This is a genomic window from Brachybacterium sp. AOP25-B2-12 (assembly GCF_052378625.1).
Taxonomy (GTDB): Bacteria; Actinomycetota; Actinomycetes; order Actinomycetales; family Dermabacteraceae; genus Brachybacterium.
The window spans coordinates 150144-173476 of sequence record NZ_JBQSXW010000006.1 but is presented as its reverse complement, the minus strand read 5'-3'; the positions used below and the strand labels follow the sequence as shown (position 1 = coordinate 173476).

Genomic DNA, 23333 nt, shown 5'->3' with positions numbered 1-23333 from the left:
CGCCGCGATCGCGGGGAATCAGGCGTCTGGGGAGGGATCTCCGACATGGCCGACGACCAGGGGGGTCCCGCCCTCGCGCTCGACGACGAGGTACGCGAAGGGGCGGTCGAGCTCGAGGACCTCCGGCGACCCCGGTGCCGAGGTGGCACCCATCATGACGGCCGTGGCCGCGGCGGCCTCCATGCCCTCGTCGTCGACCGTGATGGTCGCCTTGTGCAGGATCTCGGAGATGGCCAGGGGCTCGGTGCGGGTGATCCCGGTGAAGTCGGCGGCATCGGTGAAGGCGTCGACGATCCCGAGCTGTTCGGCCGCCTCCCGCAGGGACAGGGTCGACGAGATCCCGAACGGAGGCAGCGCCAGCCGGGTCCGCCCTCCGGTGGCAGGGTCGATCACCGCGGTGAGCAGGGCGCTGAGTCCTGCCGACGGGTCCTCCGCCCGTTCGGCCCAGCCCGTACGGAGCTCGTCCAGGGAGCCGGTGGGCTGGGCGACGACGAGCAGCAGGTCCCCGCCGAAGGTGGTCAGCGACGTCGCCCTGCAGAGGTCGTCCTCGTACCAGCCGCTCGCGGCGCCGCGCATGAGCCGCACGGGGACGGACGTGCCGTCCTCACGGACGAACGGGGTCTCCGAGCCGTCGGTGTCGAGCTCATCGCTCCAGGCCGCGCGCAGGTGCAGGGCGTTGACCAGCACGAGCCGGGTGGCCGGAGAGAGGGCGGACTCGGGGACGAGGTCCTCGATGAGGCCGCCGGTGCGATCCGAGACCCAGTCGTTGATGCGGGACCGGGCACGGCGGCGTGCCCGGTCGTCGGTGAAGTCGACGGCGGCCACCCCCTGATCGAGATGGCGGGAGAGGTCCGCGAGGTAGGGGTCCGCCAGCTTCAGGGCGTCGTGCACCCAGGCGTCGTGCACCCAGGCGGCGTGCGGGGGATCCGGGTCGTCCTTCTCGGCGTCGACGTCGCGGCCCACGGCCGCCAGGGCGGCATCGAGTCCGTTGGCACCGCGCGCGAGATCCTCGACCGGAGCGCCGAACACCTCCTCGAACTGGGCTCGTGTCGCGCCGTCCGATCCGAGAGCCGCCATCGTCAGGGCGATCTGTGCCGATGCCGGTGAGCAGCAGAGGTTCAGCTCCTCGCCGCCGAGTCGCGCCAGGAGCCGGGCGGCGAAGGGCACGAACGTCTTGGCCAGACCGTCCGCCGACGGGGGCTTCTCGCGCGGGACCTCGGCGCGGACCTCGTCGGGCAGGCCTTCGGCGGGGAGCGGACAGCCCGGGCGCCCCGGTGCGCGGAGCCGGGGCGTCGGTGACCACGACGTCCCCTCAGCCCTGCTCGCGGGGCGAGGGCATCCACACCTCGGCCTGGGAGTCGTCGCCGTAGTAGTGGCCGGCGGGGATGGTCTGCAGCTCGATGAGCATGCCCCACGGTGCCTTGACGTAGACGCTGCCGTTGCCCGGCGAGTCCTCGTGGCGGCTGTTGCCGTGGATCTCCGAGAGTGCGGTTCCTCCGGCCGCCACCAGCCGCTCGAGCGAGCCGGGGAGGTCGTCGCAGTACAGGGCGATGTGGTTGAGGCCGATGTCGGCCAGGCCCGCGGCCTCCCGCTGCGGGCCGCTGATCTCGAACACCTCGAGGCTCGGACCCTCGCCGATCACGATCATCCGCTGTCGATGGATCGCGGCGCCGGACGGCAGTCCCAGCTGGTGCTCGACCTCCGCTCCCTCGCGTGCCGGGTCCTTCTCCGTCAGGCCGTCGTAGGCGATCTTGGCCCCCAGGCCGTCGACGAAGAACCGCGTCGCGGCGTCGAGATCCGGAACGGTCACGCCGATGTGCTGGATGCCGCGGGGCAGAGCGTTGCTGGTCATGGGAACTCCTCGCTCGAGGTGGGGACGACATCCACGACGCTATACCGCAGGGCCGACGAGCGGAATGGGCCTCGACGGCCCGAGGACCACTCCGTCGCACCTTCCCACAGCGCCCTCTGTGGAGGGGACGTGCGCCCCGTACGATCGTGGCCATGTCCGACGACGCCCGCACCGCCGCCCGTCCCTCCGACAGCACCGCCCAGGACTCCGCGCGCGCCGAGCCGCCCCGTGACCACCTCACGGTCACGGCACACTCGCTCACGCTCGGCGACGGCACGACCCTGCGGTACACCGCGACGACCGGCACGCACGTCCTGTCCGAGGAGCCCGCCGGTGACGAGTACGCGCGCGCCACCCCATACGCCGAGGTCTTCGCCGTCAGCTACCTCGTCGACTCCCCGGACGACGCCCCCGAGCGTCCCGTCGTCTTCGCCTTCAACGGCGGTCCCGGAGCCTCGACGGTGTGGTTGCACATGGGGCTGCTCGGCCCGCGCCGCGCCGTCTCGGGAGACGTCGGCGACCTCACCGCCCCGCCGTACGCGACCGTCGACAACCTCGAGACGATCCTGCGCGACGCGGACCTCGTGTGCCTCGACGCCATGACCACCGGGCATTCGCGGCCCGCGCCCGGCGCCAAGCCCGACCGCCTGCACGGCTTCACCGCAGATCGCGACCTCATCGCGAGCTTCATCGTCGACTGGCTCACCCGCCACGACCGCTGGCACTCCCCCAAGTACCTCGCCGGCGAGTCCTACGGCACCACACGTGGCGCCGCCATCGCCGCCCGCCTCATGGACCGCTATTACGTGGCCGTCAACGGCATCGCGCTCATCTCCCCCGTCCTGGACTTCGGGACGATCCGGTTCGACGACGGCAACGACCGCCCGTACGTCCATTACCTGCCCACCTACGCGGCCATCGCCCACGCGCACGGCAAGCACCCCGGCCGCAGCCTCGAGCAGGTGGTCGACGAGGCCGAGGCCTTCGCCGAGGAGGAGTACCCCCACCTGCTGGCCCAGGGGCTGCGGCTCGGCGAGGACGAACGCCGCGAGGCCGCCGAGCGCATCGGCACCTTGATCGGCGTGGACCCGGCCTGGGTGGACCGCGCGGACCTGCGCCCCGAGCACCTCGCGTTCCTGGCCCAGCTGCTGCGCGACGAGCGTCGCGTGACCGGCCGCATCGACGGCCGCTTCTCGGCACCCGCGGGCGACGCCAACGCCGAGCGGATGGAGACCGACCCGTCGATCGACGCGCTGGCCCCCGCATACACCGCCTCGATCAACCACTACCTGCGTCACGAGCTGGGGCACTCCAGCGACGTGGTCTACGAGATCATGTCCGGACGCGTGCACCCCTGGTCGTACAAGGAGTTCGAGGGCCGCAGCGTGGAGGTCGGGACCGATCTCGCGCGGACCCTGCGCAAGGTCCCTGGCCTGCGCGTCTTCGTCGCCCACGGGTATCACGACGCCGCGACGCCGTTCCACGCCTCCGAGCACGTGCTGGCCCACCTCGCGATCCCCCGCGAGGACTACGAGCAGCGGATCCGGATCGCGTACTACGAGGCCGGACACATGATGTACTGCCACGAGCCCTCCCGCATCGCGCTCGCCGAGCACCTGGGCGAGTTCGTCCGGCAGGTCTGACGGAACCGCGGGAGCCGATGGGACCGGACGGCAGGCACACGGACGACGGGGCCCGGCGGGGAGCCGCGGGCGGAGCCACGTCAGGCGCCCCTGCCGACGATCCCGGCCTCGATCCTGACCCCGTTCCGCAGCCCGCGCGGCGACGGGTTCTCGCGGCGGGCGGCGCCGTGCTGGGTGCCCTGGGGCTGGGTGGTGCCGTGGCCCAGGAGCGGTGGGCCCTCATCTCCCTCTTCTCCTCGACGGTCGCCCTGCGTGCGCCCGGTGCCCAGGTGGCCATCGCCCGCGACGCGGCGTCGCAGGTCGTGCCCGGTACGCGGATCCTGCACGCCGCGACCCACGGTGAACGCCTCGCCGCCGACGAGGCCGCGGTGATCGCCCTCGCCGACGCCGCCTCGGACGCCGCGGGGCTCTCCACGCCCCATCGGGACCTGCTGCGCGGCGCGACCCTCGATCTGCACGTGCTCGGTGCGGGACTGCCCGCCCCCGTCGCCTCGTGGTCCGAGGGCTGGCGGCTGGTGTGGCCTCGGGACACCGCGCACGTCGCCGTCGCCTGGCAGCGGCTGGGTCGCGGGGACCACGCGGCGGGCATGGTCCACGAGCTCGCGGTGCTCGCCGGTGCGGATGGCTGGTTCGAGGCCCGGTACTCCCCGGCCGGCGCCGAGGTGCCCGACGGCCGGCCGCGCCAGCTCGACGGGACGGGCTGGTTCCTGTGGGCGCTCGACGAGGTGCGGACGAGCGCCCCGGACCTGGTGGCCGACGCCGTCGTGGTCGATGCCGCCCGGCGCGCGGTCTCGCTGCTCCTGGACCTCACGCTCGGCGGCGATGCCCTGCCCCCGGCATCCCCGGACTACTGGGAGGTCCCCGAGGTCCGACCGACGATCGCCACCTGCGCGCTCGTCGAGGTGGGCCTCGCACGAGGCGCACGGATCCTCGCCGAGCTGGGTGACGACGACGCGGCAGACGAGGCCCGTGAGCGCGCCGCCGCGGTGCGCGCAGGGATCGCCCACGCCTTCGGGCCCACCGGATACGGCAGGTACGCGGGACGGGCAGCAGCCGACGCCGGCCTGATGTTCCTGCTCCCGCCGTACGCCCTCGAGATCGATCCGGCGGTCGCCGCGGAGCTCGACGCCGCCCAGCTCGCGATGGCCCGACCCGCAGGGGGTGTCGCGCCCGGTGCCCTGTGGCGGCGGGACGGCGTCACCTGGACCCCGCAGACGGCGATGTTCGCCCAGGCCCGCGCCCATCTCGGCGACGCCCACGGCGCCGCGGCCCTCCTCACCTGGCTCGCGGACCACCGCACCTCGGACGGATCGTTGCCGGAGAAGGTGCTCGGCACCGGCGAACCCGCATCCGTGGCCCCGCTGGGGTGGACGGCGGCGCTGGTCGTGGTGGCGCTGCTGGCCTGATGGCGAGGGTGGCCGTGGCGGCGGCGACCTCACGGTGGTGCCCAGCGCGGTGGCGCTGCTGGTCTGATGGCATGCATCGTCATGGCGGGGTCGACCCCACGGCGGTGCCGAGCGCGGAGAGGCTGCTCGTCTGATGGCGCGCGTCGTCATGGCGGCGTCGAACCAAGGGTGCTGCTGGTCGCGGGGGTGCAGTCGGCCCGACGGCGGCGACGGGACGACAGCGCGCCGGCCCGACGGTCGTGCTGGTCGCGAGGGCGCAATCGGCCCGCCTTCGGAGCTGGTCGTTGCGGCACTGCCGGCCTGACGTCGGCGATGGCCCCGGCTCCACCGTCGTCCTGAGGTAGGGACCGGTCACCTTGGCACCACCGGATCCGACGAGAAGCGGCGTGCCCCAACGGGGGTGTACACGGACCGGCGTCAGGTGCCGACACCTCGTCACCGGTGCGGGCCCGACCTCACAGGACGCCGGTTCGTGTACAGGGGCGCCCCGGGCCGGCGCCTCCGCCATCAAAGGAGCTCAGATCGACCGCCCGATCCCTGCGGCCCCACTCCACCGCTCAGCAGCACCGTCCCTCGGGGCTGGCGTCCTGTGCGGCGTACTTCGCGCGCCAGAACTGCTTCTCGGTCAGCGGTGCTCCGCCGCATCCGGTGCGCCGGTGATGGGCCAGGTAGACGTCGTAGGCGTCCGATCCGAGGATCCCGCGGGCGAAGCGTCTGACCTCGAGCGCGGCGGCGACGAGCGCGTTCGGCACCGAGCTCAGGATCCTCCCCTGCGCGACAGCCCTTTCCCGGACCTCCGGATCCGAATGCACGAGGTCATCCACCGGAGCCGTCTGCACGAGCGCATTCACCGGGTGGGGAGGCACGAGCACATCCGTCGCACCCGTCCGACGGGACCTGTCGGACCCGCCCGGCGCCTCCGTCACCCCGCGCATCCCGACCATCTCAGTGATGCCCGCCCCGCGTGAGGTCCTTCTCCGGATGCGCGGCCAGATAGGTCTTCCACCGCGCACCGAGCGCCTTCTCGTCCGCCGTCGCGACCATGCCCGCCGGCGCGAACAGGTGGGACTCGTGGCGCGGCTCCTCGGTGTCCTGGAGGTTCACCCCGCGCAGCGCCTGGACGGTGCGCCACAGCGACACCACCATCACGATGATCGCGCAGGTCACGAACAGGATCGACAGCGACCCCTGGACGAAGGTGTTGAAGACGACGGCCTGCATGTCCTCGACGCTCTTGGCCAGGCCCAGCTCGGTCTTGCCCGCCGCGAGGGCGTCCTTGTAGGCCATGTGGTTGGCCCAGTAGCCGATCTTGGGGTTGGAGGAGAAGATCTTCTGGAAGGACCCGGTGATGGTGACGACCGCCGTGAACAGCAGCGGCGCCACGATGATCAGCAACGACCAGCGACGTCCCTTGCAGGCGAACACCACCAGGCAGATCGCGAGCGCGATCGCCGCGAGCAGCTGGTTGGCGATGCCGAACAGCGGGAACAGCGTGTTGATGCCGCCCAGCGGATCCATGACGCCCATGAGCAGGATCGATCCCCAGCCGGCGACCATCAGGCCGGTGGTCAGCCAGGCGCCGATCCGCCACGAGGGGTCTCGGAAGCGCTTGTGGAGGCCGCCCAGGAGGTCGGCCATCATGAAGCGGGCCACCCGGGTGCCGGCATCGACGCTGGTCAGGATGAACAGCGCCTCGAACATGATCGCGAAGTGGTACCAGAACGCCATCATCCCGGCGCCGCCGACGACCTTGTGCATGATCGCGGCGAGGCCCACGGCGAGGGTGGGGGCGCCGCCGGTGCGCGAGACGATCGACTCCTCGCCGACGTCCTTGGCGGTCTGCTCGATGGTCGCGGCGTCGACCTGCACGCCGGTCAGGCCCAGGGAGTTCACGAAGTCCGCGGCGCCCTGGGGGGTGCCGCCGGTGGCGGTGGCCGCGGAGTTCATCGCGAAGTAGATGCCGCGATCGATCGACACCGCCGCGACCAGCGCCATGATCGCCACGAAGGACTCCATGAGCATGCCGCCGTAGCCGATCATGCGCATCTGCGATTCCTTCTCGACCAGCTTGGGCGTGGTGCCCGAGCCGATCATCGCGTGGAACCCGGACAGGGCCCCGCAGGCAATGGTGACGAAGAGGAAGGGGAACAGCGCGCCGGTGAACACCGGGCCGTCGTCCCGCGAGGCGAACTCGGAGACGGCGGGCGAGGTGATGACGGGCTGGACCAGGATGATCGCGGCCGCGAGCATGACGATCGTGCCGATCTTCATGAACGTCGAGAGGTAGTCGCGAGGCGCCAGCAGCACCCACACGGGCAGCACCGCGGCGAGGAAGCCGTAGATCACGATGATGATCGCCAGCACGGGACGATCGAGGTGGAACACCGACTGGCCCCAGTCGGACTCGGAGACCCAGCGGCCGCTGACGATCGCGAACATCAGCAGGACGACGCCGATCACGGACACCTCGAACACCTTGCCGGGGCGCAGGTACCGCAGGTAGATGCCCATGAACACGGCGATGGGGATGGTCAGGCCCACGCTGTAGACGCCCCAGGCGCTCTCACCGAGGGCGTTGACGACGACCATCGCGAGGATCGCGATGATGATGAGCATGATCGTCAGGGTCGCGATGAATGCGGCGATCCCGCCGATCAGGCCGAGCTCGTCACGAGCCATCTTGCCGAGCGACCTTCCGCGGCGCCGGGTCGAGATCACGAGCACCAGGAAGTCCTGGACGGCGCCGGCGAGGATCACGCCGACGATGATCCAGATGGTCCCGGGCAGGTAGCCCATCTGCGCGGCGAGCACGGGGCCGACGAGGGGGCCTGCGCCGGCGATCGCGGCGAAGTGGTGGCCGAAGAGGATGCGCCGGTCCGTCGGCGCGAAGTCCTTGCCGTCGGCGGCGTACTCGGCGGGTGTCGCGCGGGTGTCGTCGGGGCGCACGAGGCGGCGCTCGATGAACTTGGAGTAGAAGCGGTAGCCGATCAGGTAGGTGCTGACCGCGGCGAAGACGAACCAGATGCCGTTGACGGTCTCGCCGCGTGCGAGGGCCACGAAGAACCAGCCCACCCCGCCGGCGAGCGCGATCGCGGCCCACAGGGCGATCTTCGCGGGGGTCCAGCGCGGCGTGCGCGGGGTGACGGCGGGGGGCGGCTCGTCCTCGACGACGGCGGTGGTGGTGGCGGTGCCCGCGGCGTCGCGGGAGGTCGTGCGCGCTCCGGCGTCCGCGGAGTCGGAGCCGGCGCGAGCACCCTCGGCGGCGCCCGTGAGCTCGGAGTCGTGGCGGGTCACATCGTCGGCAGCACCGGACCTGAGCTCGGCGGGGTCGCTCGATGGATCGTGCGGGGAGGGGGGCATGAGGAGGCTCCAGAGCGTCATCGGTCTGAGGGTGGGGCCGGACGCGGGGGGCGTCCGAGGGATCGGCGTGGGTGGCGCCGTCGTCGTGACATTACACGTCGATCGGGCGGAGCCGGGGCCATACCCCGAGACCGCTCCCACCCCCTCGTCCCACCCCCATCCCGGAGCGCCCGAAGGGGCCACCGTCGCGATCCCGGCGCCCCCGCGTGCGCCACCGCCGCCACGTCCGGCGCATCGTCACCCGGAGCCCCCTCCACGCGTCCCGCCCGTCCACACCCCTGCCCCTCGCGCCGCCCCGGTGGTAGCGTCACCTGCGCCCGGGCCACCCACCCGAGCTCGCCCGACGCCGTGCGAAGGCGCCGGACTCCTCCCCCATTCCCCAGAGGAGCCGATGATGGTTTCCGTCAGACTCGACGCACAGTGGATCGACTACCTGATCGTCGCCCTGTACTTCGTCTTCGTCCTCGGTGTGGGGTGGTTCGCCAAGCGCGGTGTCTCCAACTCCATCGAGTTCTTCCTGTCCGGCCGCTCGCTGCCCGCCTGGGTCACCGGCCTCGCGTTCATCTCCGCGAACCTCGGCGCCGTCGAGATCATGGGCATGTCCGCCACGGGTGCCCAGTACGGCTTCCCGACCATGCACTACTTCTGGGTCGGCGCGATCCCCGCGATGCTGTTCCTCGGCGTCGTGATGATGCCGTTCTACTACGGCTCGAAGGTGCGATCGGTCCCGGAGTTCATGCGGATGCGCTTCGGCACGGGTGCCCATCTGGTGAACTCGCTGTCCTTCGCGGCGGCGCAGCTGCTCATCGCGGGCGTGAACCTGTTCCTGCTGGCCACGATCGTCAACCGCCTCCTGGGCTGGCCGCTGTGGGTGGGCCTGGTGCTCGCCGCGGCCTTCGTGCTCTTCTACATCACGGTCGGCGGGCTCTCCGCCGCGATCTACAACGAGGTGCTGCAGTTCTTCGTGATCGTCGCGGCGCTGCTGCCGCTGACGCTCATCGGCCTGCACCGCGTGGGCGGCTGGGGCGGCCTGAAGGAGAAGATCACGAACGACGGGATGCTCGGCGCTGAGCAGCTGCACACGTGGCCCGGCGAGCAGCTCTCCGGGTTCTCCAACCCGATCCTGTCGGTCGTCGGCATCGTCTTCGGTCTGGGCTTCGTGCTGTCCTTCGGCTACTGGACCACCAACTTCGTCGAGGTCCAGCGGGCGATGGCGTCCAAGGACATCACCTCGGCCCGGATGACGCCGATCATCGGCGCCTTCCCCAAGATGTTCATCCCCTTCATCGTCATCATCCCCGGCATGATCGCCGCGGTGCTGGTCAGCGACATGAAGGAGTTCAAGGAGCTCTCCTACGCGGGTGACACCGCGGCGGCCGGGGCCATGGGCATCTCCTACAACGACGCCCTGCTGCTGCTCATGCGCGAGGTGCTGCCCAACGGCCTGCTGGGCCTGGCGATCGCGGGCCTGCTCGCGGCGTTCATGGCCGGCATGGCCGCGAACATCTCGGCGTTCAACACGGTGGTCAGCTACGACCTGTTCCAGCAGTACGTGAAGAAGGACGCGCCCGATCACATCTACACGCTCGTGGGTCGGATCGCGACCGCCGTGGCATGCGTGGTCGCGATCTTCACCGCCCTGATCGCCGGGCAGTTCTCCAACCTCATGGACTACCTGCAGACGCTGTTCGGGTTCTTCAACGCCCCGCTGTTCGCGACGTTCATCCTCGGCATGTTCTGGAAGCGGATGACGGCGACGGCCGGGTGGGTCGGGCTCGTCTCCGGCACGCTCTCGGCGATCGTGCTGTGGTCGGCCTCGACGTTCCTGGGCGCGTTCACGCTGCCGGGGCAGGGGCTCGCCTTCCTCGCCGCGGCCACCGCGTTCGTGGTGGACATCGTGGTCTCGGTGGTCGTCACCTTCGTCACCGAGCCCAAGCCCGCGTACCAGCTCAAGGGTCTCGTGTACTCCGAGACCCCTCGGGCCGACCTCGTGGACCCGGATGAGAAGGGCCTCGCGATCTATCGGCGCCCGGTGCCGATGGCGCTGTTCGCGCTCGGCCTCGTCATCATCCTCAACATCCTCTTCGCGTGAGCGCACAGGGACCAAGGAGCAGACCATGAGCGCCGACAAGAACATCGACACGACCGGCACGGCCGACACCACCGGAGCCGGCCACGAGCCCTCGCACGTCGAGACGGCCGGGGCCTTCGACATCCGGATCTTCATCGGCAGCCTGCTTGGGCTGTTCGGCATCATCCTCACGCTCGCGGGCCTCATCGACTTCACGCCCGTGGAGTCCGCGAAGACCGACGGCCTCAACGCCAACCTCTGGACGGGCATCCCGATGATCGTCGTCGCGGTGCTGTTCGTCGTGTGGGCCAGGGTCGCCCCGATCCGGATCCTCGTGCAGGAGAACGAGCCCGGGGCCGAGACGGAGAAGGACATCTCCCCGGTCGACTGAGAGGACTCCGGCCGATGACGGGAGCCCCCGCCTGGTGGGACGCCCACCAGATCCCCCTCTACCTCGCGGCGATCGCGCTCGGCGCCGGCGTGGGCCTCGTCGCACCGCAGGCGGCACCCGCGCTCGAGCACGCCATCGAGCCGGTGCTCATGCTGCTGCTGTTCGCGACGTTCCTGGGCGTTCCGCTCATCGAGGTGGGTCGGGCGTTCCGCGATCTGCGGTTCCTGGGCACGGTGCTGGTGGCGAACTTCGTCGCGCTGCCGCTGGTCGCGTGGGGCCTGTCGCGCTTCGTCGCCGACGACCAGGGCCTGCTCCTGGGCGTGCTGCTGGTGCTGCTGACGCCGTGCATCGACTACGTCATCGTGTTCACGGGGCTCGCCGGGGGCGCGCGGGCCCGTCTGCTGGCCGCCGCGCCCCTGCTGATGCTCGTGCAGAGCCTGCTGCTGCCGGTGTACCTCCTCGCGTTCGTGGGGCCGGAGGTGCTGTCGGTCATCGACGTCGCGCCGTTCGCCGAGGCCTTCGTGCTGCTGATCGTGGTCCCGCTGCTCGCGGCAGGGGCCGTGCAGGCGATCGCGCGCAAGCATCGGGTCGGGGCGACGATCGAGCGCATCATGGCCCAGGCCATGGTGCCGCTCATGATGACGACGCTCGCGACGGTGGTCGGGTCCCAGATCGCGGCGGTGGGGGCGCAGCTGCGGTCGCTGGCCGTGCTGGTGCCGCTCTACGTCGCGTTCGTGGTGATGGCCGTCGTGATCGGACTGCTCGGCGCGCGGGCGGCCCGGCTGGACGTGCCCTCGACGCGGGCGGTCATGTTCTCCGCCGCGACCCGCAACTCCCTGGTGGTGCTGCCGCTGGCCCTGGCGCTGCCGGCCTCGCTCGCGATCGCGCCGCTGGCGGTGGTGACCCAGACGCTCGTCGAGCTCGTGGCGATGGTGGTGCTCGTGCGGGTGGCGCCGGTGCTCGCGCCTGAGGAGCGCGGCGCACACCGCTGACGGCGCGAGGGGCGCATGCGTCAGGAGCTGCTGGCGGGGATCGTGATCGATCCGGTGCCGCACCTCCACGACGTCGTCGCGGTGGGCCACCACGCCGGAGTACCGGACGTCCGCGGACCAGCGGGTGCAGGGGTGCTCTCCGAACGGGTCTGGGGTCGAGGCCATGGTGTCCAGGGGGCCAGGACCGTAGTGGACGGTGAGTTCCCTCAGTCCTTCCCCAACTCCCTCAACGCCGCATCGAGCGCGGTCATCAGCACGTCGAAGCTGCGGTCCACGGGCTCGACCATCCCGAAGCCGTCGCGCAGCTCGAGGTCCACGAAGCCGTGGAGCGTGGACCGGGCCAGACGGATCGCGTCGATCCGAGACGCCGCCGGGATGCCGTAGCCCGAGAGCGCGGCGGCGACCACGTCCAGGGCACGCCCGGCCTGCACGCGGTACTCCTCGCCGGTGGTCGACTGCGCCTCCTGGGTCAGCGGGTACAGGCCGGGGCTGTGATGGGCGAAGCCGCGATAGGCCCGTGCGAGGGCGCGCAGCGCATCGGCACCCGCGAGCCCTTGGACGGCCGTGCCGATCTCGTCGGCCAGGCGCTGTGCGGCGACGACAGCGACCCGGGCGCGGAGCTCCTCGAGGCCGCCGACGTGCTTGTAGAGGCTCGGCGTCGCGATGCCCAGCGCCGCGGCGACCCCGGTGAGGGTCAGGGCCGCCGCTCCGTCCTGCTCGACGATGCCGACGGCGACCTCGAGCACCCTCTTCGGCGTGACCCCGGCCCTAGGCATCGGTGGCCTCGGGGGTTCCCGGTGCTTCGGCGGCCTCGATGGCGTCGGGGATCTCCGGGGCGCCGCCGGCCTCGATGGTCCCGCCGGCCTCGTCGGCCGGCGCGGTGAGGCGGCGGGCGAAGGCGATGACGGGCTCGGCGACGAGGTCGGGGCGTTCGAGCATCGGGGCGTGACCCGCTTCGGGCACGTGCACGACCGCGCTGTCGGCGAAGCGCGAGGCCACCCACGCCGCCTCGGCGGCCGGGTCCTTCCAGTCCGGGTCTGCCTCTCCCATGACGACGAGCACGGGTGCGAGGACCCCGATGATCCAGGGCTCGACGACGCGGTGATCGGCGCCTGCGACCGTGGCCCGGAACGCCCGCCAGCGGCCGGGGCGCGTCGCACGGCGGGTCAGCGCCGCGGCACGCTCGCGCGCGGCATCGGCCCCGAGCCCCGGCCAGAGCCGGCGCGAGTACAGCCTCCAGATCGCGGGACCCCAGGGGCGCAGCAGCAGGGCCTGCATGATCGCGGCGAGCGCCCCGCCCCCGCCGCGGAGGAAGGGGCCCAGGAGCACGAGACCTGTGACGAGGTCGGGCCTGCGCGAGGCGGCGATGACCGCCGCGGCCGCCGACATCGACGCGCCCGCGAGGATCGCGGAGCCGCCGCCTGCCCACTCGATCACGGCGATCAGGTCCTCGGCGGTGGGCTCGTCGCCGTACGCGTCGCAGGCGGCGGAGCTGTCCCCGTGGCCGCGGAGGTCGACCGTGGCGACCCGGAACCCGGCGGCGACGAGGCGCTCCGCCAGCGGCGCGAAGGCCGAGCGTTCGTCGCCCATGGCCGGCGAGCAGACGACGAGGGGGCCGGTCCCCGCGATGTCGACGGCGAGGGTGCCCCCGCCGATGGCGAGTTCCTGAGGTGTCATAGCCCCGAGGCTAACTGGATTAGCTTTCGGTGTCCAGGCCCGAGCCCGGGGGCACGGCGGCATCTCGAAGGCACCGTGGCTGGGCGACGCAGGACGATGCCGACCGGCCCCGGCGAGGCACGACGGCCACGCGCGCCGGCCCGTGCCGTGCGCAACCCGCTACGGTGACGCGATGACCGACCCGGTGCCCGATGCCTACGACCGCCGATCGGCCGAGTACGCGGACCTGTTCGGCACGATGGAGGGCGTCCACCCCGCCGACCGCACGCTCGCCGAGGCCTGGAGCGCACGCATCACCGGCCCCGTGCTCGATGCCGGCTGCGGGCCGGGCCACTGGAGCGGCCACCTGCAACGGCGGGGCCTCGCCGTGACCGGCATCGACCGCTCGACGCGCATGGTCGAGATCGCCCGAGCCGCCCATCCCGGCGTGCGGTTCGAGGTCGCCGATCTCGCCGAGCCGCCGGGAGCTCCGGGGAGCTGGGGAGGGATCCTGGCCTGGTACTCGCTGATCCACCTCGCCCCGGAGACGATTCCCGGTGCGCTGACGGCCCTGGCCACGGCCCTGCGGCCGGGAGGGTCCCTGCTGCTGGGATTCTTCGACGGGCCCGGCGACACCGGGGTCCGGGCGTTCGACCACGCCGTGGTCACCGCCCACACCTGGCCCGTCGACCATCTGGCGCGCCTCCTCGACGCCGTCGGCCTCGAGGTCGAGGAGACGCATCGGCGGACGGGACCCGGGTACCGGCCCCATGCCGCGATCACCGCGCATCGACGATCCTGACCGCGCCCCCCCTACGCTGGATGCCATGGCGATCACCGTGCAGGACCTTCTGATCGGACCCCGAGGCCGTCGCCTGCTGCTCGAACTCGCCCTGCGCTGCGAGCCCTCCGACACCCTGCGGCGGGCGCTGTTCGGCACGCTGACCAGCACGGACGACGCGCGACGCGTCCGGTACACGCGACCCCTCGCGGACCCGAGCGCTCGGGAGCGCGGCAGCGGTGGCGACGCCGCGCCATCGGCCGCATCATTCGCGGAGCTGCTCGCCCGCACGCCCCTGGCGACCCCGACCGCCGAGGACCTCCTGCTCGCGCTCGCCGAATCCGTCGAGCACGCGATGTCCTGGGAGCCCCCGGACAGCGAGGACGTCCTGGCCGCGCACCCCGCGATGCACACGGCGCTGATCCACGTGGCCGGGCACGCCCTGCCCCACCTGCCGCCCTGGTGGGAACAGCCCGTGACGGCCGATGACCATCCCGTGGTGATCACCTTCGAGACGGACCGCGCGCCCGTGCCCCCGGCGCCACCGCGCACCATCGCCCAGATCCTCCGTGCGGGTCGTCGCGATGCCGTGGAGCGCTCGGGGACCTGGTGGTCGACCCCTCCCGATGCCCTGCCCGCCACCTCGCGGACCACGTCGGACGGCACGATCCCCGGCCTCTCGCTCGTCGAGGACGGGCACGGCTGGACCGCGGCGCGCTGCACCCCGGCGCAGGCGGCCCCCGGCGCGGAGCCGTTCGAGATCGACGGACCCGAGGCGTGGATCGAGCTGTGCCGCCGGTTCCCGCTGGACGTCCACGCGGCGCGGCACCGACTCTGGGATGCCGCCACCGGAACCCGTGCCCGCTGGGTCCAGCCCGACTGGGAGGCCGCGGCAGCCGAGATCGACGGGATCCACGTGACCGTGCGCGGATATCTCACGAGCGCGGGTCGCGCCCTCGACCTCGGCGGCGGGCGCGCGAGCGTGATGGCGGGATGGACTCCCGACGGGATCGTCTGGTTCCGGGCGGTCACGACGGACGAGGCGCGGTCCCGGCGGTGGGTGACGGGCCCTGACGACCTGGGGCCATGGCGGCCTGCGTGACCAGCGCACACCCTGTCGTGTGACGCCGCCGCCCGGCGCCGGACCGCGTGCGGGCTGGCCAGCGCCCTGCCCCGGTGCCCGCCCTCGACGGTGCCGCCGAGCACCCGGCCCCGGCGCCACCCAAGTTCACCTACTGCTACATGAAAGCAGTCCTTGGCCTCTGGCTGACTAACGTCACGCGCCATGACCACATCGCACCTGCGGACTCGCAGCACCCGCAGGACGCAGGAGGTCCTCGCGGCCTAATCGCTGCTGGCCCCCGCGCTGCTGGGGATGCTCGTGTTCCTGCTCCTGCCGATCCTCGTGGTCCTCTGGCTCAGCACCCAGTCGTGGGACCTCATCTCCCCCGCACGCTTCGTCGGACTCGACAACTTCGGGGCCGTCCTCGGCGACGGACGCTTCGTGCGCTCCCTCGGCGTGACCGCGCTGTTCGTCGTCGTCGCCATCCCGGTGCAGACCGTCCTCGGACTCGTCCTGGGCGCCGTGCTCTCCTGGCGCCTGCCGGGCACCTCGGCGTTCCGCCTGGTGCTGCTCCTGCCGTGGGTGTGCGCGCCGCTGGCGATCGGCGTCGTCTGGCGCTGGGTGCTGGCCCCCGGCAACGGCGTCGTCGCCTCCCTCCTGGGCCACCGGATCACCTGGCTGGACGATCCCTCGCTCATCCTGTGGATCGTCGTCCTGGTCACCGTGTGGTCGAACGTCGGGTACGTCGCGCTGTTCTACGCGGCAGGGATCTCGGCGATCCCCCGGGAGACCTTCGAGGCCGCGGAGATCGACGGGGCCTCACCGCTGCGCCGGTTCGTGGCGATCACCGTGCCGCTCGTGCGACCCACCACCTACTTCGTGCTCATCACGGGGTCGATCGGGGCGTTCCAGACGTTCGACACCGCCTACGCGCTCGCACCCAACGGGGGCCCCGAGCGCGCCGCGGACCTGGTCGTCGGCCGCATCTACTACTCGGCGTTCGGCTCCTTCGAGTTCGGCAGCGCAGCCGCCGCCTCGCTCGTGCTGTTCCTCCTGATCGGCGGCGTGACGCTCCTGCAGCACCGGATCCTGGGCAGGAGGACCACGCATGAGCTCGCGTGACACCGAACGCCCCGTCTACCGCCCCGGACCCTGGGCGCGCCTCGGCGGCTACACCCTGCTGACCCTCGGGGCCCTCGCCGTCCTCGTGCCCATCGGCCTGAGCGTCGTCGTCTCCCTGACCTCCCGCGGCCAGTTCGCCCGCGCCGGCTCGGTCGCCCTGCCCGACCCGGTCACTCTCGACAACTACCGCGAGCTCCTCGGACGGGGCGACTTCCTGCAGTCGATCGTCATCACGGCCGTGATGGTCGCGACGATCATCGTGGTCCAGGTGACCTCGTCGGTGCTGGCCGCCTACGCCTTCGCGCGGTTGCGCTTCCCCGGACGCAACGCCCTGTTCGCCCTCACGCTGGCCACGATGATGATCCCCGGTGTCGTCACGATGGTCCCGCTCTACATCATGCTCACGGCCGCGGGCCTCCGCGCCACCTTCGCAGGTCTGGTCCTGCCCTTCCTGCTGATCTCGCCGTACGCCGTGTTCCTGCTGCGACAGCACTTCCTCAGCATCCCGGCGGACCTCCTGCACGCCGCTCATCTCGACGGCGCGGGCCACCTCCGCACGCTGTGGTCGATCGTCGTGCCGATCTCCCGCCCGATCATCCTCACGCTCGCGATCGTGACCGCTGTCAGCCACTGGAACTCGTTCCTGTGGCCTCTCATGATCGGCGGCAACGGGCGCCTGCAGGTCCTGACCGTCGCCACCGCGAACCTCCAGACGCAGTTCAACAACGACTGGACCCTCGTCACCGCGGCCACCACCCTCTCGATCCTCCCCCTCGTCGCGCTCTACCTCGTCTTCCAGCGCCAGATCGTCGGATCCCTCGCGATCCGCGGCTACAACTGATCCCGAAAGGACCTCCCACCATGCATCCCTCCCCCGAGTCCCCCGACTCCGTCGTCTCCCCTGCTCGCGGAGCACAGCCGGCTCCCACCCGCCACTCGACACCGGCCCCCACCCGCCGCTCGACACCGGCCCCCACCCGCCGCTCCCTGCTCCTGGGCACCGGGGCCGCCGCCACCCTCCTGGCCACCAGCTGCAGCTACCTCAACGGCGGTGGCGCCTCCGACGGCGACGGGATCCAGCTCCGCCTGCGGATCTGGAGCGACGACGCCGTGGCCGCCGCCTACGAGAAGTCCCTGCAGGGCTTCACGAAGGCCCATCCCGGCGTGCACGTCACCGTCGAGCAGATTCCGTGGGCCTCCTACTGGGACTCCCTGCGCACGGACATCGCCGCCGGCGATGTCGCCGACGTCTTCTGGGTCAACGCCTACAACTTCGCCGCCTACGCGGACAACGGCAACCTGGTCGACGTGACCACCGCGCTGCCGGACGCGGCCTCAGCATGGGACACCGCGGCCATCGACCTCTACACCCGCAAGGAGGTCCTGTGGGGCGTGCCCCAGCTGATCGACGGGGGCAAGGTCCTCTACTACAACCAGGACCTCCTCGAGAAGGCCGGCGTCGACCCCTCGAACCTGTCCTGGGACCCGACCGCCGACACGGACTCCCTGCGCCATGCGGCGACGGCCCTCACCCTCGACGCCCAGGGCCGACATCCCGGTGAGGTCGGTTTCGATGCCGCGACCACCACCCAGTTCGGGTTCAATGCGGCGTACGACTTCGACGCGATCTTCGGCAACTTCGTCGGCTCCAACGGCGGTCTCTACCAGGCCGACGGGAAGTACGTCTTCGCCGACGACGCCAAGTCCGTCGAGGCCATCGGCTACGTGGTCGACCTCGTCGACATCGACCACGTGGCACCCGCCGCCGCAGACACCAACGCCGATGGCTCCTACAGCCTCACCCAGTTCCTCGCCGGGAAGATCGGACTGTTCCAGTCCGGCGCCTACAACCTCAAGACCATCGCCGACGGCGCAGACTTCACCTGGAGCCTCGCCCCGATCGCCGCGGGACCCGCGGGGCGCATCCCCGTCACCAACAGCATCATCGCGGCGGGCTCGGCGCAGTCCGAGCACCCGGAGGAGACGAAGGCCCTCCTGGCGTGGCTGGGCACCGCGGAGGGCAGCCGTCCGCTCGGGGAGTCCGGCGCCCTGATCCCCGCCGTCACCGAGGCCCAGGAGTCCTACTTCGCGTACTGGAAGGAGCAGAAGGTCGACGCGCAGATCTTCACCGAGAGCCTGTCCGAGGGGGTGCTGAAGAACGACCCGATCCCCAACGCCCAGGCCGCGAGCGAGGACCTCGAGTCTGCGTACCACGAGATCTTCGCGGGCCGGGCCGGAGAGCTGCAGCCGGCGCTCCAGGCCGCCCAGGACCACGCCAACGAGCAGATCGCCTGACTCCCAGGACGACGCGATCCACCGGTCAGGGCTCGCCTCGAACCGGTGGATCGAGGCAGGATCGGACCATGACGGCAACACCCCCGGACAAGCACGACGCCCCCACCGTCCACGACGCCACCTGGGCCGTCCACGGCGGCAACGGCGGCGACCACGAGGCCGGAGCGATCCGCACGCCGCTGGTGATGGCCAACTCCTACCGGCTCCCGGAGGACCCGGCCTCGCTGGACTGGTCCGCGACGGACCGCCTGATCTACACGCGCAACGGCGCCGTCAACCAGACGGGCCTCGAGGTCAAGCTCGCCGCGATGGACCGCGGGGAGGCCGCGGTGGTCTTCGCGACCGGTGTCGCGGCGCTCCACGGCGTGTTCTTCACGCTGCTGCGCAGCGGCGATCACGTGGTCGTCTCCGACGTCACCTACGAGGCGGTCTGGCGACTGTTCGCCGAGCTGCTGCCGGAGCGCTACGGCATCGAGGCCACTTTCGTGGACGCCTCCGACCTCGCGGCGGTCGAGGCCGCGATCCGGCCGACGACGCGGCTGGTGCACGTCGAGACCATCGCCAACCCCACCACGCGCGTCGCGGACATCGCGGGGCTGGCCGAGCTCGCGCACCGGCACGACGCGCTGCTCACGGTCGATGCGACCTTCACGCCGCCGCCCCTGTTCCGGCCGCTCGAGCACGGGGCGGACCTCGTGATCCACTCCCTGACCAAGTACATCAACGGCCACGGGGACGCGATGGGCGGCGTGGTCATCGGGGACGCGGCGCCGGTGCAGCGGATCCGGGGCGATGCCCTCGTGGACGTGGGCGGCGCGATCTCCCCCTTCAACGCGTGGCTGATCCAGCGGGGCTCGGTGACGCTGCCGCTGCGGCTGCGCCAGCACCTGGCCTCAGCCGCGCGGATCGCCGAGCACCTCGCCGCGGATCCCCGGATCGCCTTCGTCGCCTACCCGGGCCTCGCCTCGCACCCCCAGCACGAGCTGGCCCGACGCCAGTTCGGCGAACGGGGCTTCGGGGCGATGATCGCCTTCGCCCTCGACGGCGGCCCGGACGTGCAGAACACCTTCGTGAGCCACCTGCGCGTCGTGACCTCGGCCGTGTCGCTGGGCCACGACGAATCCCTGATCGTGCACGTGGGACCCGCCGGGCGCGGCGGCGCCGAGCACTACCCGGAGGAGTTCCGCACCTACGGCCACCTGCGCTTCTCGGCGGGCCTCGAGGACGTCGAGGACCTGCTGGCGGACCTCGATCAGGCGCTGGATCGGGCGCTGCCCCGCCGGGGGTGACGCCGGGGCCGCCGCGCGGTCGGTGACGCGGTCGAGGATCACGCGAGCGGTCGCGCGGGGCGCTGCCGCTCGGGCGCGTCCGCCGCACCGACGCCATCGCGCGGATCGGACGATCTGCGGGACTTGCGCGATGGGCGCGGCGGGTGGGGCCGACGACTCCGGCGGGAGCGGCGCGATCAGAGCCGACGCCCGCTGGACGCCCGCTCCCCACAAGCGTACGCTCGTACACATGACCACCGAGTACTTCGCGGGCGACCCCCGCAGCAACCGCGAGCGCATGCTCGCCGGGGACCTCTACATCTCCGACGACCCCGAGAACGCCCGCCTGGCCCAGCGCGGCGTGCGGCTGGCCGACGAGTACCGCCGCGCGAGCGTCGAGGACGAGACCGCCGCCCGTCCGATCCTCGCCGAGCTCGTGGGCACTCTCGGCGAGGGCGCCTTCGTCAAGGCACCGCTGTTCGTGGACTACGGCGAGAACCTGCACATCGGTGCCCGCACCTTCATCAACTACAACCTCACGGCGCTCGACGTCGCGGCGATCACGATCGGCGAGGACTGCCAGATCGGCCCGAACGTGCAGCTGCTGACGCCCACCCATCCCATCGAGCCGCAGCCCCGCCGCGACGAGCTCGAGGCGGCCCGTCCCATCACGATCGGCGACAACGTGTGGCTGGGCGGTGGGGTGATCGTGTGCCCGGGCATCACGATCGGCGAGAATTCCGTGATCGGCGAGGGTCCGTGGTGACCCGTGACGTGCCCGCGGGCGTCGTCGCGGTGGGCAACCCCGCGCGGGTGATCCGCTCGGTCTGAGCGCGGGAGTGTGAGAGGGCGGGGCCTCGTCGAGGACGGGCTGCGCACTGTCGATGCCCGTGCTGGCGGCTCACCCGCCGTTGCGCATGCCGGCTCCTCGCCCGCCGTGGGGCACTTCGGCTGCTGGGGACGACGAGGCGCTCCGGGGCCCGACCGGGGGGCATTCGCAGTTCCCGCACGTGCTCGCGAGGGCATCGGTGGCTCCGAGGTTGACGTGAGGCCGCCTCGAGCACCACACGAGAGCGGCGGGCGCTCGACCCGGGATCCGCTGTACACGAACCGGCGCCCTGTGCACCCAGGTCTGCACCGGTGACGAGGTGTTCTCACCTCACGCCGGTGAGTGCACACCCCCGCCCTCGCCACGCCGACTCCCGACGGATTCAGATGCCGCGGGCACAGGTGCACGAGCCCGAGTGGACTCCGGCCCGGCGCGAGCACGTGTGAGCGGCCCCGGCACGAAGTGAACCGCTCCGAGCAGACTCCAGGCAGACGAGAACCGCTCCGAGATGAAGGCGGAGAGCGGCCCGGTCGCCCTTCGACCCTCGGGCTCGTGTACACAGACCGGAGCCCTGTGCACCCAGGTCTGCACCGGTGACGAGGTGTTCTCACCTCACGCCGATGAGTGCACACCCCGCCGTCGCCACACCGTTTCGCGGGGCGCACGATCGCGGTCGGTGACCGCGACGGGACCGCGAGCGCGCCCGGCGACGTGCTGGCGACACCCGGGGCCCGTCGCCCCCGGTCACCGGGCATGGCGCTCGAGCCTGGCGCGCGCCCCACTTTCACGGCAGCCACGGCGGCCACGGCGGCCACGGCCCCGGCCTCCAGGCCGTGCAATCCGCACGCCTGCCACCCACGCGGCCACCAGACCCCGTCAATCTGCACACCCGCCACCACCGCGGCCACCAGACCCCTGAAAGCCGCACGCCGAACACGGCCGTGGCCACCAGACCCCTTGGACCCGCACGACGGCGCATGCTGCGCACCCTGCCCTGGCGACCCGACCACCCCACTGGTCTCCGCCGAGCACCGCCCGGTGATCCCTGACATCCTCCGCACGTCAGACCTCCGGGGATCCCGAATCCACGGTTCCGGGAGCAACCCGTGCACGACCGGCGGACACGGAGGGCTGCGCCGCTCTACGCTCCGCGGATGACGACCTCCTCCGTGGCGCTCCCCTCGCCGACCCTCCACGCCGCATCCGGCCCCCGCGCCCGCCTGCAGCGACTGGTCTCCCCGCCCCGTCTCACCGGCATCGACGCCGCCCGGGGCCTCGCGATCCTGGGCATGATCGTGGCGCACACCGCCGCACTGCCGCCGCTGTCCCTCGGGGACCCCCTGAGCTGGCTTCAGGTGGTCAACGGCAACTCCTCGATCCTCTTCGCGGTGCTCGCCGGGGTGTCGATCGCCCTGCTCACCGGGCGCGAGCGACCCCCGGACCCGGCCGACCTGCCCCGTCTGCGCCTGGCGCTGCTCGGCCGGGGCGCGGCGATCTTCGTGATCGGCCTCGTGCTCGAGCTGCTCGGGATCGGGATCGTCGTGATCCTCACCTTCTACGGGCTCCTGTACGTGGCCGCCCTGCCGTTCCTGCGCCTGCGCCCTTCCCGGCTGATCGCGGTCGCCGTCCCGCTGGCTCTCCTGGGGCCCGTCACGGTGGCGATCCTCGGCGTGCTCGCGCTGGAGCCGATGTCCGCGGGCAGCGGCCTGCTGGTGACCGGCACCTATCGCTTCACCACATGGATGCCGCTGATGCTGCTCGGGATGGCGGCCGGGCGCCTTCCCCTGACCCGGGCGAAGGTCGCGGCGGCGATCGCCACGATCGGCGCCGCCCTGGCCCTGCTGGGGGTGCTGATCAGCGCGTTCGTGACCGGCCTGGTCGGCTTCGTGGCGGCCGAGACCGGCGTCTGGTCCGCGTCGTCGAGCTCTGCCGCCGAGGAGGAGCTCGACCCCGTGCCCTTCGGTGAGATCGATGGGACGGCCCTGGTCTGCTATCCCCCGAGCGACGAGTTCCGGGAGGTGTACTGCGTTCCCGAGGACGAGGTGTCGACCACGGATTCGGAGGACCCCTCCGCCGTCATGGGCGGGGGCTGGTCCGGCTACGGCGAACGGCTGCTGCAGACCGATCCGCTGCGGATGGTCGCCACGGCGGCGCTGGATCCGTCCCCGCACTCGGGATCCACGCTCGAGATCATCACGTCCGGTGGGCTGGCGCTCCTGGTCATCGGCCTGATGATGCTCCTGGGCAGGCCGTTGCGCTGGGTGCTGCTGCCGCTGTCCGCACCGGGGTCGATGCCGCTGACGGCCTACACCGGGCACGCGCTGGTGATCCTCGCGATCATCGGCCCGGGTGGAGTCATCATGGATTCCCTGGTGTCGCTGGCCCTGGTGGTGGGAGTGGTCCTGGCCTGCACGGCATGGGCCGCCTTCGCGGGGCGAGGGCCGCTCGAACGGCTCGCCGCGGCGTCGTCGCGGTGGTTCACAGGCGAGGCTCGCGGCGCACCGGATCAGCAGCTCGCGCCGCGCGAGGAAGCACCGCGCGCCTGATCGGCCGCCACCGCCAAGGAACGCGTCACGCCGCGCCGGGCCGGTCGCGCGCACCTTC

Annotated in this window: 18 protein-coding genes and 1 pseudogene; 13 read left to right on the top strand and 6 right to left on the bottom strand. The window is 71.9% G+C overall.

Translation table 11 applies throughout. From position 1 onward, the window contains the following. Nucleotides 1–18: 18 nt before the first annotated feature. Both ACT3TZ_RS06710 and ACT3TZ_RS06705 read right to left on the bottom strand, forming a co-directional pair. On the bottom strand, nucleotides 19–1167 hold the full coding sequence (locus tag ACT3TZ_RS06710; protein WP_444582625.1) for a serpin family protein: 1149 nt from the start codon (nucleotides 1165–1167) through the stop codon (nucleotides 19–21). 145 nt (nucleotides 1168–1312) lie between these two features. Then, nucleotides 1313–1852 (bottom strand): VOC family protein, encoded by a 540-nt coding sequence (locus ACT3TZ_RS06705; RefSeq protein ID WP_444582624.1) that lies wholly within the window; start codon nucleotides 1850–1852, stop codon nucleotides 1313–1315. A 152-nt stretch (nucleotides 1853–2004) separates the two neighbouring features. On the opposite strand from ACT3TZ_RS06705, the gene ACT3TZ_RS06700 reads away from it, so the two are divergent. Both ACT3TZ_RS06700 and ACT3TZ_RS06695 read left to right on the top strand, forming a co-directional pair. Beyond that, nucleotides 2005–3495 (top strand): S10 family peptidase, encoded by a 1491-nt coding sequence (locus tag ACT3TZ_RS06700; RefSeq protein ID WP_444582623.1) that lies wholly within the window; start codon nucleotides 2005–2007, stop codon nucleotides 3493–3495. Nucleotides 3496–3662: 167 nt separating this feature from the next. Further along, nucleotides 3663–4901, top strand: coding sequence for a hypothetical protein (locus ACT3TZ_RS06695; RefSeq protein ID WP_444582622.1), 1239 nt, complete (start codon nucleotides 3663–3665; stop codon nucleotides 4899–4901). A 557-nt stretch (nucleotides 4902–5458) separates the two neighbouring features. Here ACT3TZ_RS06695 and ACT3TZ_RS06690 read toward each other — a convergent pair. Together ACT3TZ_RS06690 and ACT3TZ_RS06685 are read right to left on the bottom strand one after the other, a co-directional pair. After that, complete coding sequence (locus tag ACT3TZ_RS06690; RefSeq protein WP_444582621.1) at nucleotides 5459–5653, bottom strand: YbdD/YjiX family protein; 195 nt, start codon at nucleotides 5651–5653, stop codon at nucleotides 5459–5461. 193 nt (nucleotides 5654–5846) lie between these two features. Continuing rightward, nucleotides 5847–8282, bottom strand: a complete 2436-nt coding sequence (locus ACT3TZ_RS06685) for a carbon starvation CstA family protein (RefSeq protein ID WP_444582620.1) — start codon at nucleotides 8280–8282, stop codon at nucleotides 5847–5849. 373 nt (nucleotides 8283–8655) lie between these two features. Here ACT3TZ_RS06685 and ACT3TZ_RS06680 point away from each other — a divergent pair, with 373 nt between their 5' ends. The 3 genes from ACT3TZ_RS06680 to ACT3TZ_RS06670 are packed head-to-tail and all read left to right on the top strand — an operon-like array spanning nucleotide 8656 to nucleotide 11715. Further along, the gene (locus ACT3TZ_RS06680) at nucleotides 8656–10353 is read left to right on the top strand and encodes a sodium:solute symporter family protein (protein WP_444582637.1); all 1698 of its coding nucleotides are present in this window, start codon (nucleotides 8656–8658) and stop codon (nucleotides 10351–10353) included. Nucleotides 10354–10378: 25 nt separating this feature from the next. Continuing rightward, nucleotides 10379–10723: a hypothetical protein gene (locus tag ACT3TZ_RS06675; RefSeq protein ID WP_444582619.1), complete on the top strand. Its 345-nt coding sequence runs from the start codon at nucleotides 10379–10381 to the stop codon at nucleotides 10721–10723. 14 nt (nucleotides 10724–10737) lie between these two features. Beyond that, nucleotides 10738–11715: an arsenic resistance protein gene (locus ACT3TZ_RS06670; protein ID WP_444582618.1), complete on the top strand. Its 978-nt coding sequence runs from the start codon at nucleotides 10738–10740 to the stop codon at nucleotides 11713–11715. 206 nt (nucleotides 11716–11921) lie between these two features. Here the strand turns inward: ACT3TZ_RS06670 and ACT3TZ_RS06665 are convergent, their stop codons facing one another. Both ACT3TZ_RS06665 and ACT3TZ_RS06660 read right to left on the bottom strand, forming a co-directional pair. Next, nucleotides 11922–12461 carry a TetR/AcrR family transcriptional regulator gene (locus tag ACT3TZ_RS06665; protein ID WP_444582617.1) on the bottom strand — a complete coding sequence of 180 codons (540 nt, stop codon included), beginning with the start codon at nucleotides 12459–12461 and terminating at the stop codon, nucleotides 11922–11924. Between the two features lie 22 nt (nucleotides 12462–12483). After that, entirely contained in the window at nucleotides 12484–13392 is a 909-nt protein-coding gene (locus ACT3TZ_RS06660; RefSeq protein ID WP_444582616.1) for an alpha/beta fold hydrolase, read from the bottom strand. 172 nt (nucleotides 13393–13564) lie between these two features. Here ACT3TZ_RS06660 and ACT3TZ_RS06655 point away from each other — a divergent pair, with 172 nt between their 5' ends. The 8 genes and pseudogenes from ACT3TZ_RS06655 to ACT3TZ_RS06620 all read left to right on the top strand — a co-directional run bounded on the left by ACT3TZ_RS06655 (nucleotide 13565) and on the right by ACT3TZ_RS06620 (nucleotide 23275). Next, a complete protein-coding gene (locus tag ACT3TZ_RS06655) occupies nucleotides 13565–14173 on the top strand; it encodes a class I SAM-dependent DNA methyltransferase (protein ID WP_444582615.1) in 609 nt (202 codons plus the stop codon). A gap of 25 nt (nucleotides 14174–14198) precedes the next feature. Then, nucleotides 14199–15254, top strand: a complete 1056-nt coding sequence (locus tag ACT3TZ_RS06650) for a hypothetical protein (RefSeq protein WP_444582614.1) — start codon at nucleotides 14199–14201, stop codon at nucleotides 15252–15254. A 273-nt stretch (nucleotides 15255–15527) separates the two neighbouring features. Next, the gene (locus tag ACT3TZ_RS06645; RefSeq protein WP_444582613.1) at nucleotides 15528–16337 is read left to right on the top strand and encodes a carbohydrate ABC transporter permease; all 810 of its coding nucleotides are present in this window, start codon (nucleotides 15528–15530) and stop codon (nucleotides 16335–16337) included. Next, complete coding sequence (locus ACT3TZ_RS06640) at nucleotides 16324–17178, top strand: carbohydrate ABC transporter permease (RefSeq protein ID WP_444582612.1); 855 nt, start codon at nucleotides 16324–16326, stop codon at nucleotides 17176–17178. Before ACT3TZ_RS06645 ends, ACT3TZ_RS06640 begins: the two co-directional genes overlap by 14 nt. 20 nt (nucleotides 17179–17198) lie before the next feature. Then, on the top strand, nucleotides 17199–18632 hold the full coding sequence (locus ACT3TZ_RS06635) for an ABC transporter substrate-binding protein (RefSeq protein WP_444582611.1): 1434 nt from the start codon (nucleotides 17199–17201) through the stop codon (nucleotides 18630–18632). A gap of 68 nt (nucleotides 18633–18700) precedes the next feature. Further along, the gene (locus ACT3TZ_RS06630; protein ID WP_444582610.1) at nucleotides 18701–19921 is read left to right on the top strand and encodes a trans-sulfuration enzyme family protein; all 1221 of its coding nucleotides are present in this window, start codon (nucleotides 18701–18703) and stop codon (nucleotides 19919–19921) included. Between the two features lie 229 nt (nucleotides 19922–20150). After that, nucleotides 20151–20731, top strand: a pseudogene (locus ACT3TZ_RS06625) (sugar O-acetyltransferase). 1152 nt (nucleotides 20732–21883) lie between these two features. Continuing rightward, nucleotides 21884–23275, top strand: coding sequence for a heparan-alpha-glucosaminide N-acetyltransferase domain-containing protein (locus ACT3TZ_RS06620; RefSeq protein ID WP_444582609.1), 1392 nt, complete (start codon nucleotides 21884–21886; stop codon nucleotides 23273–23275). Nucleotides 23276–23333: the final 58 nt, after the last annotated feature.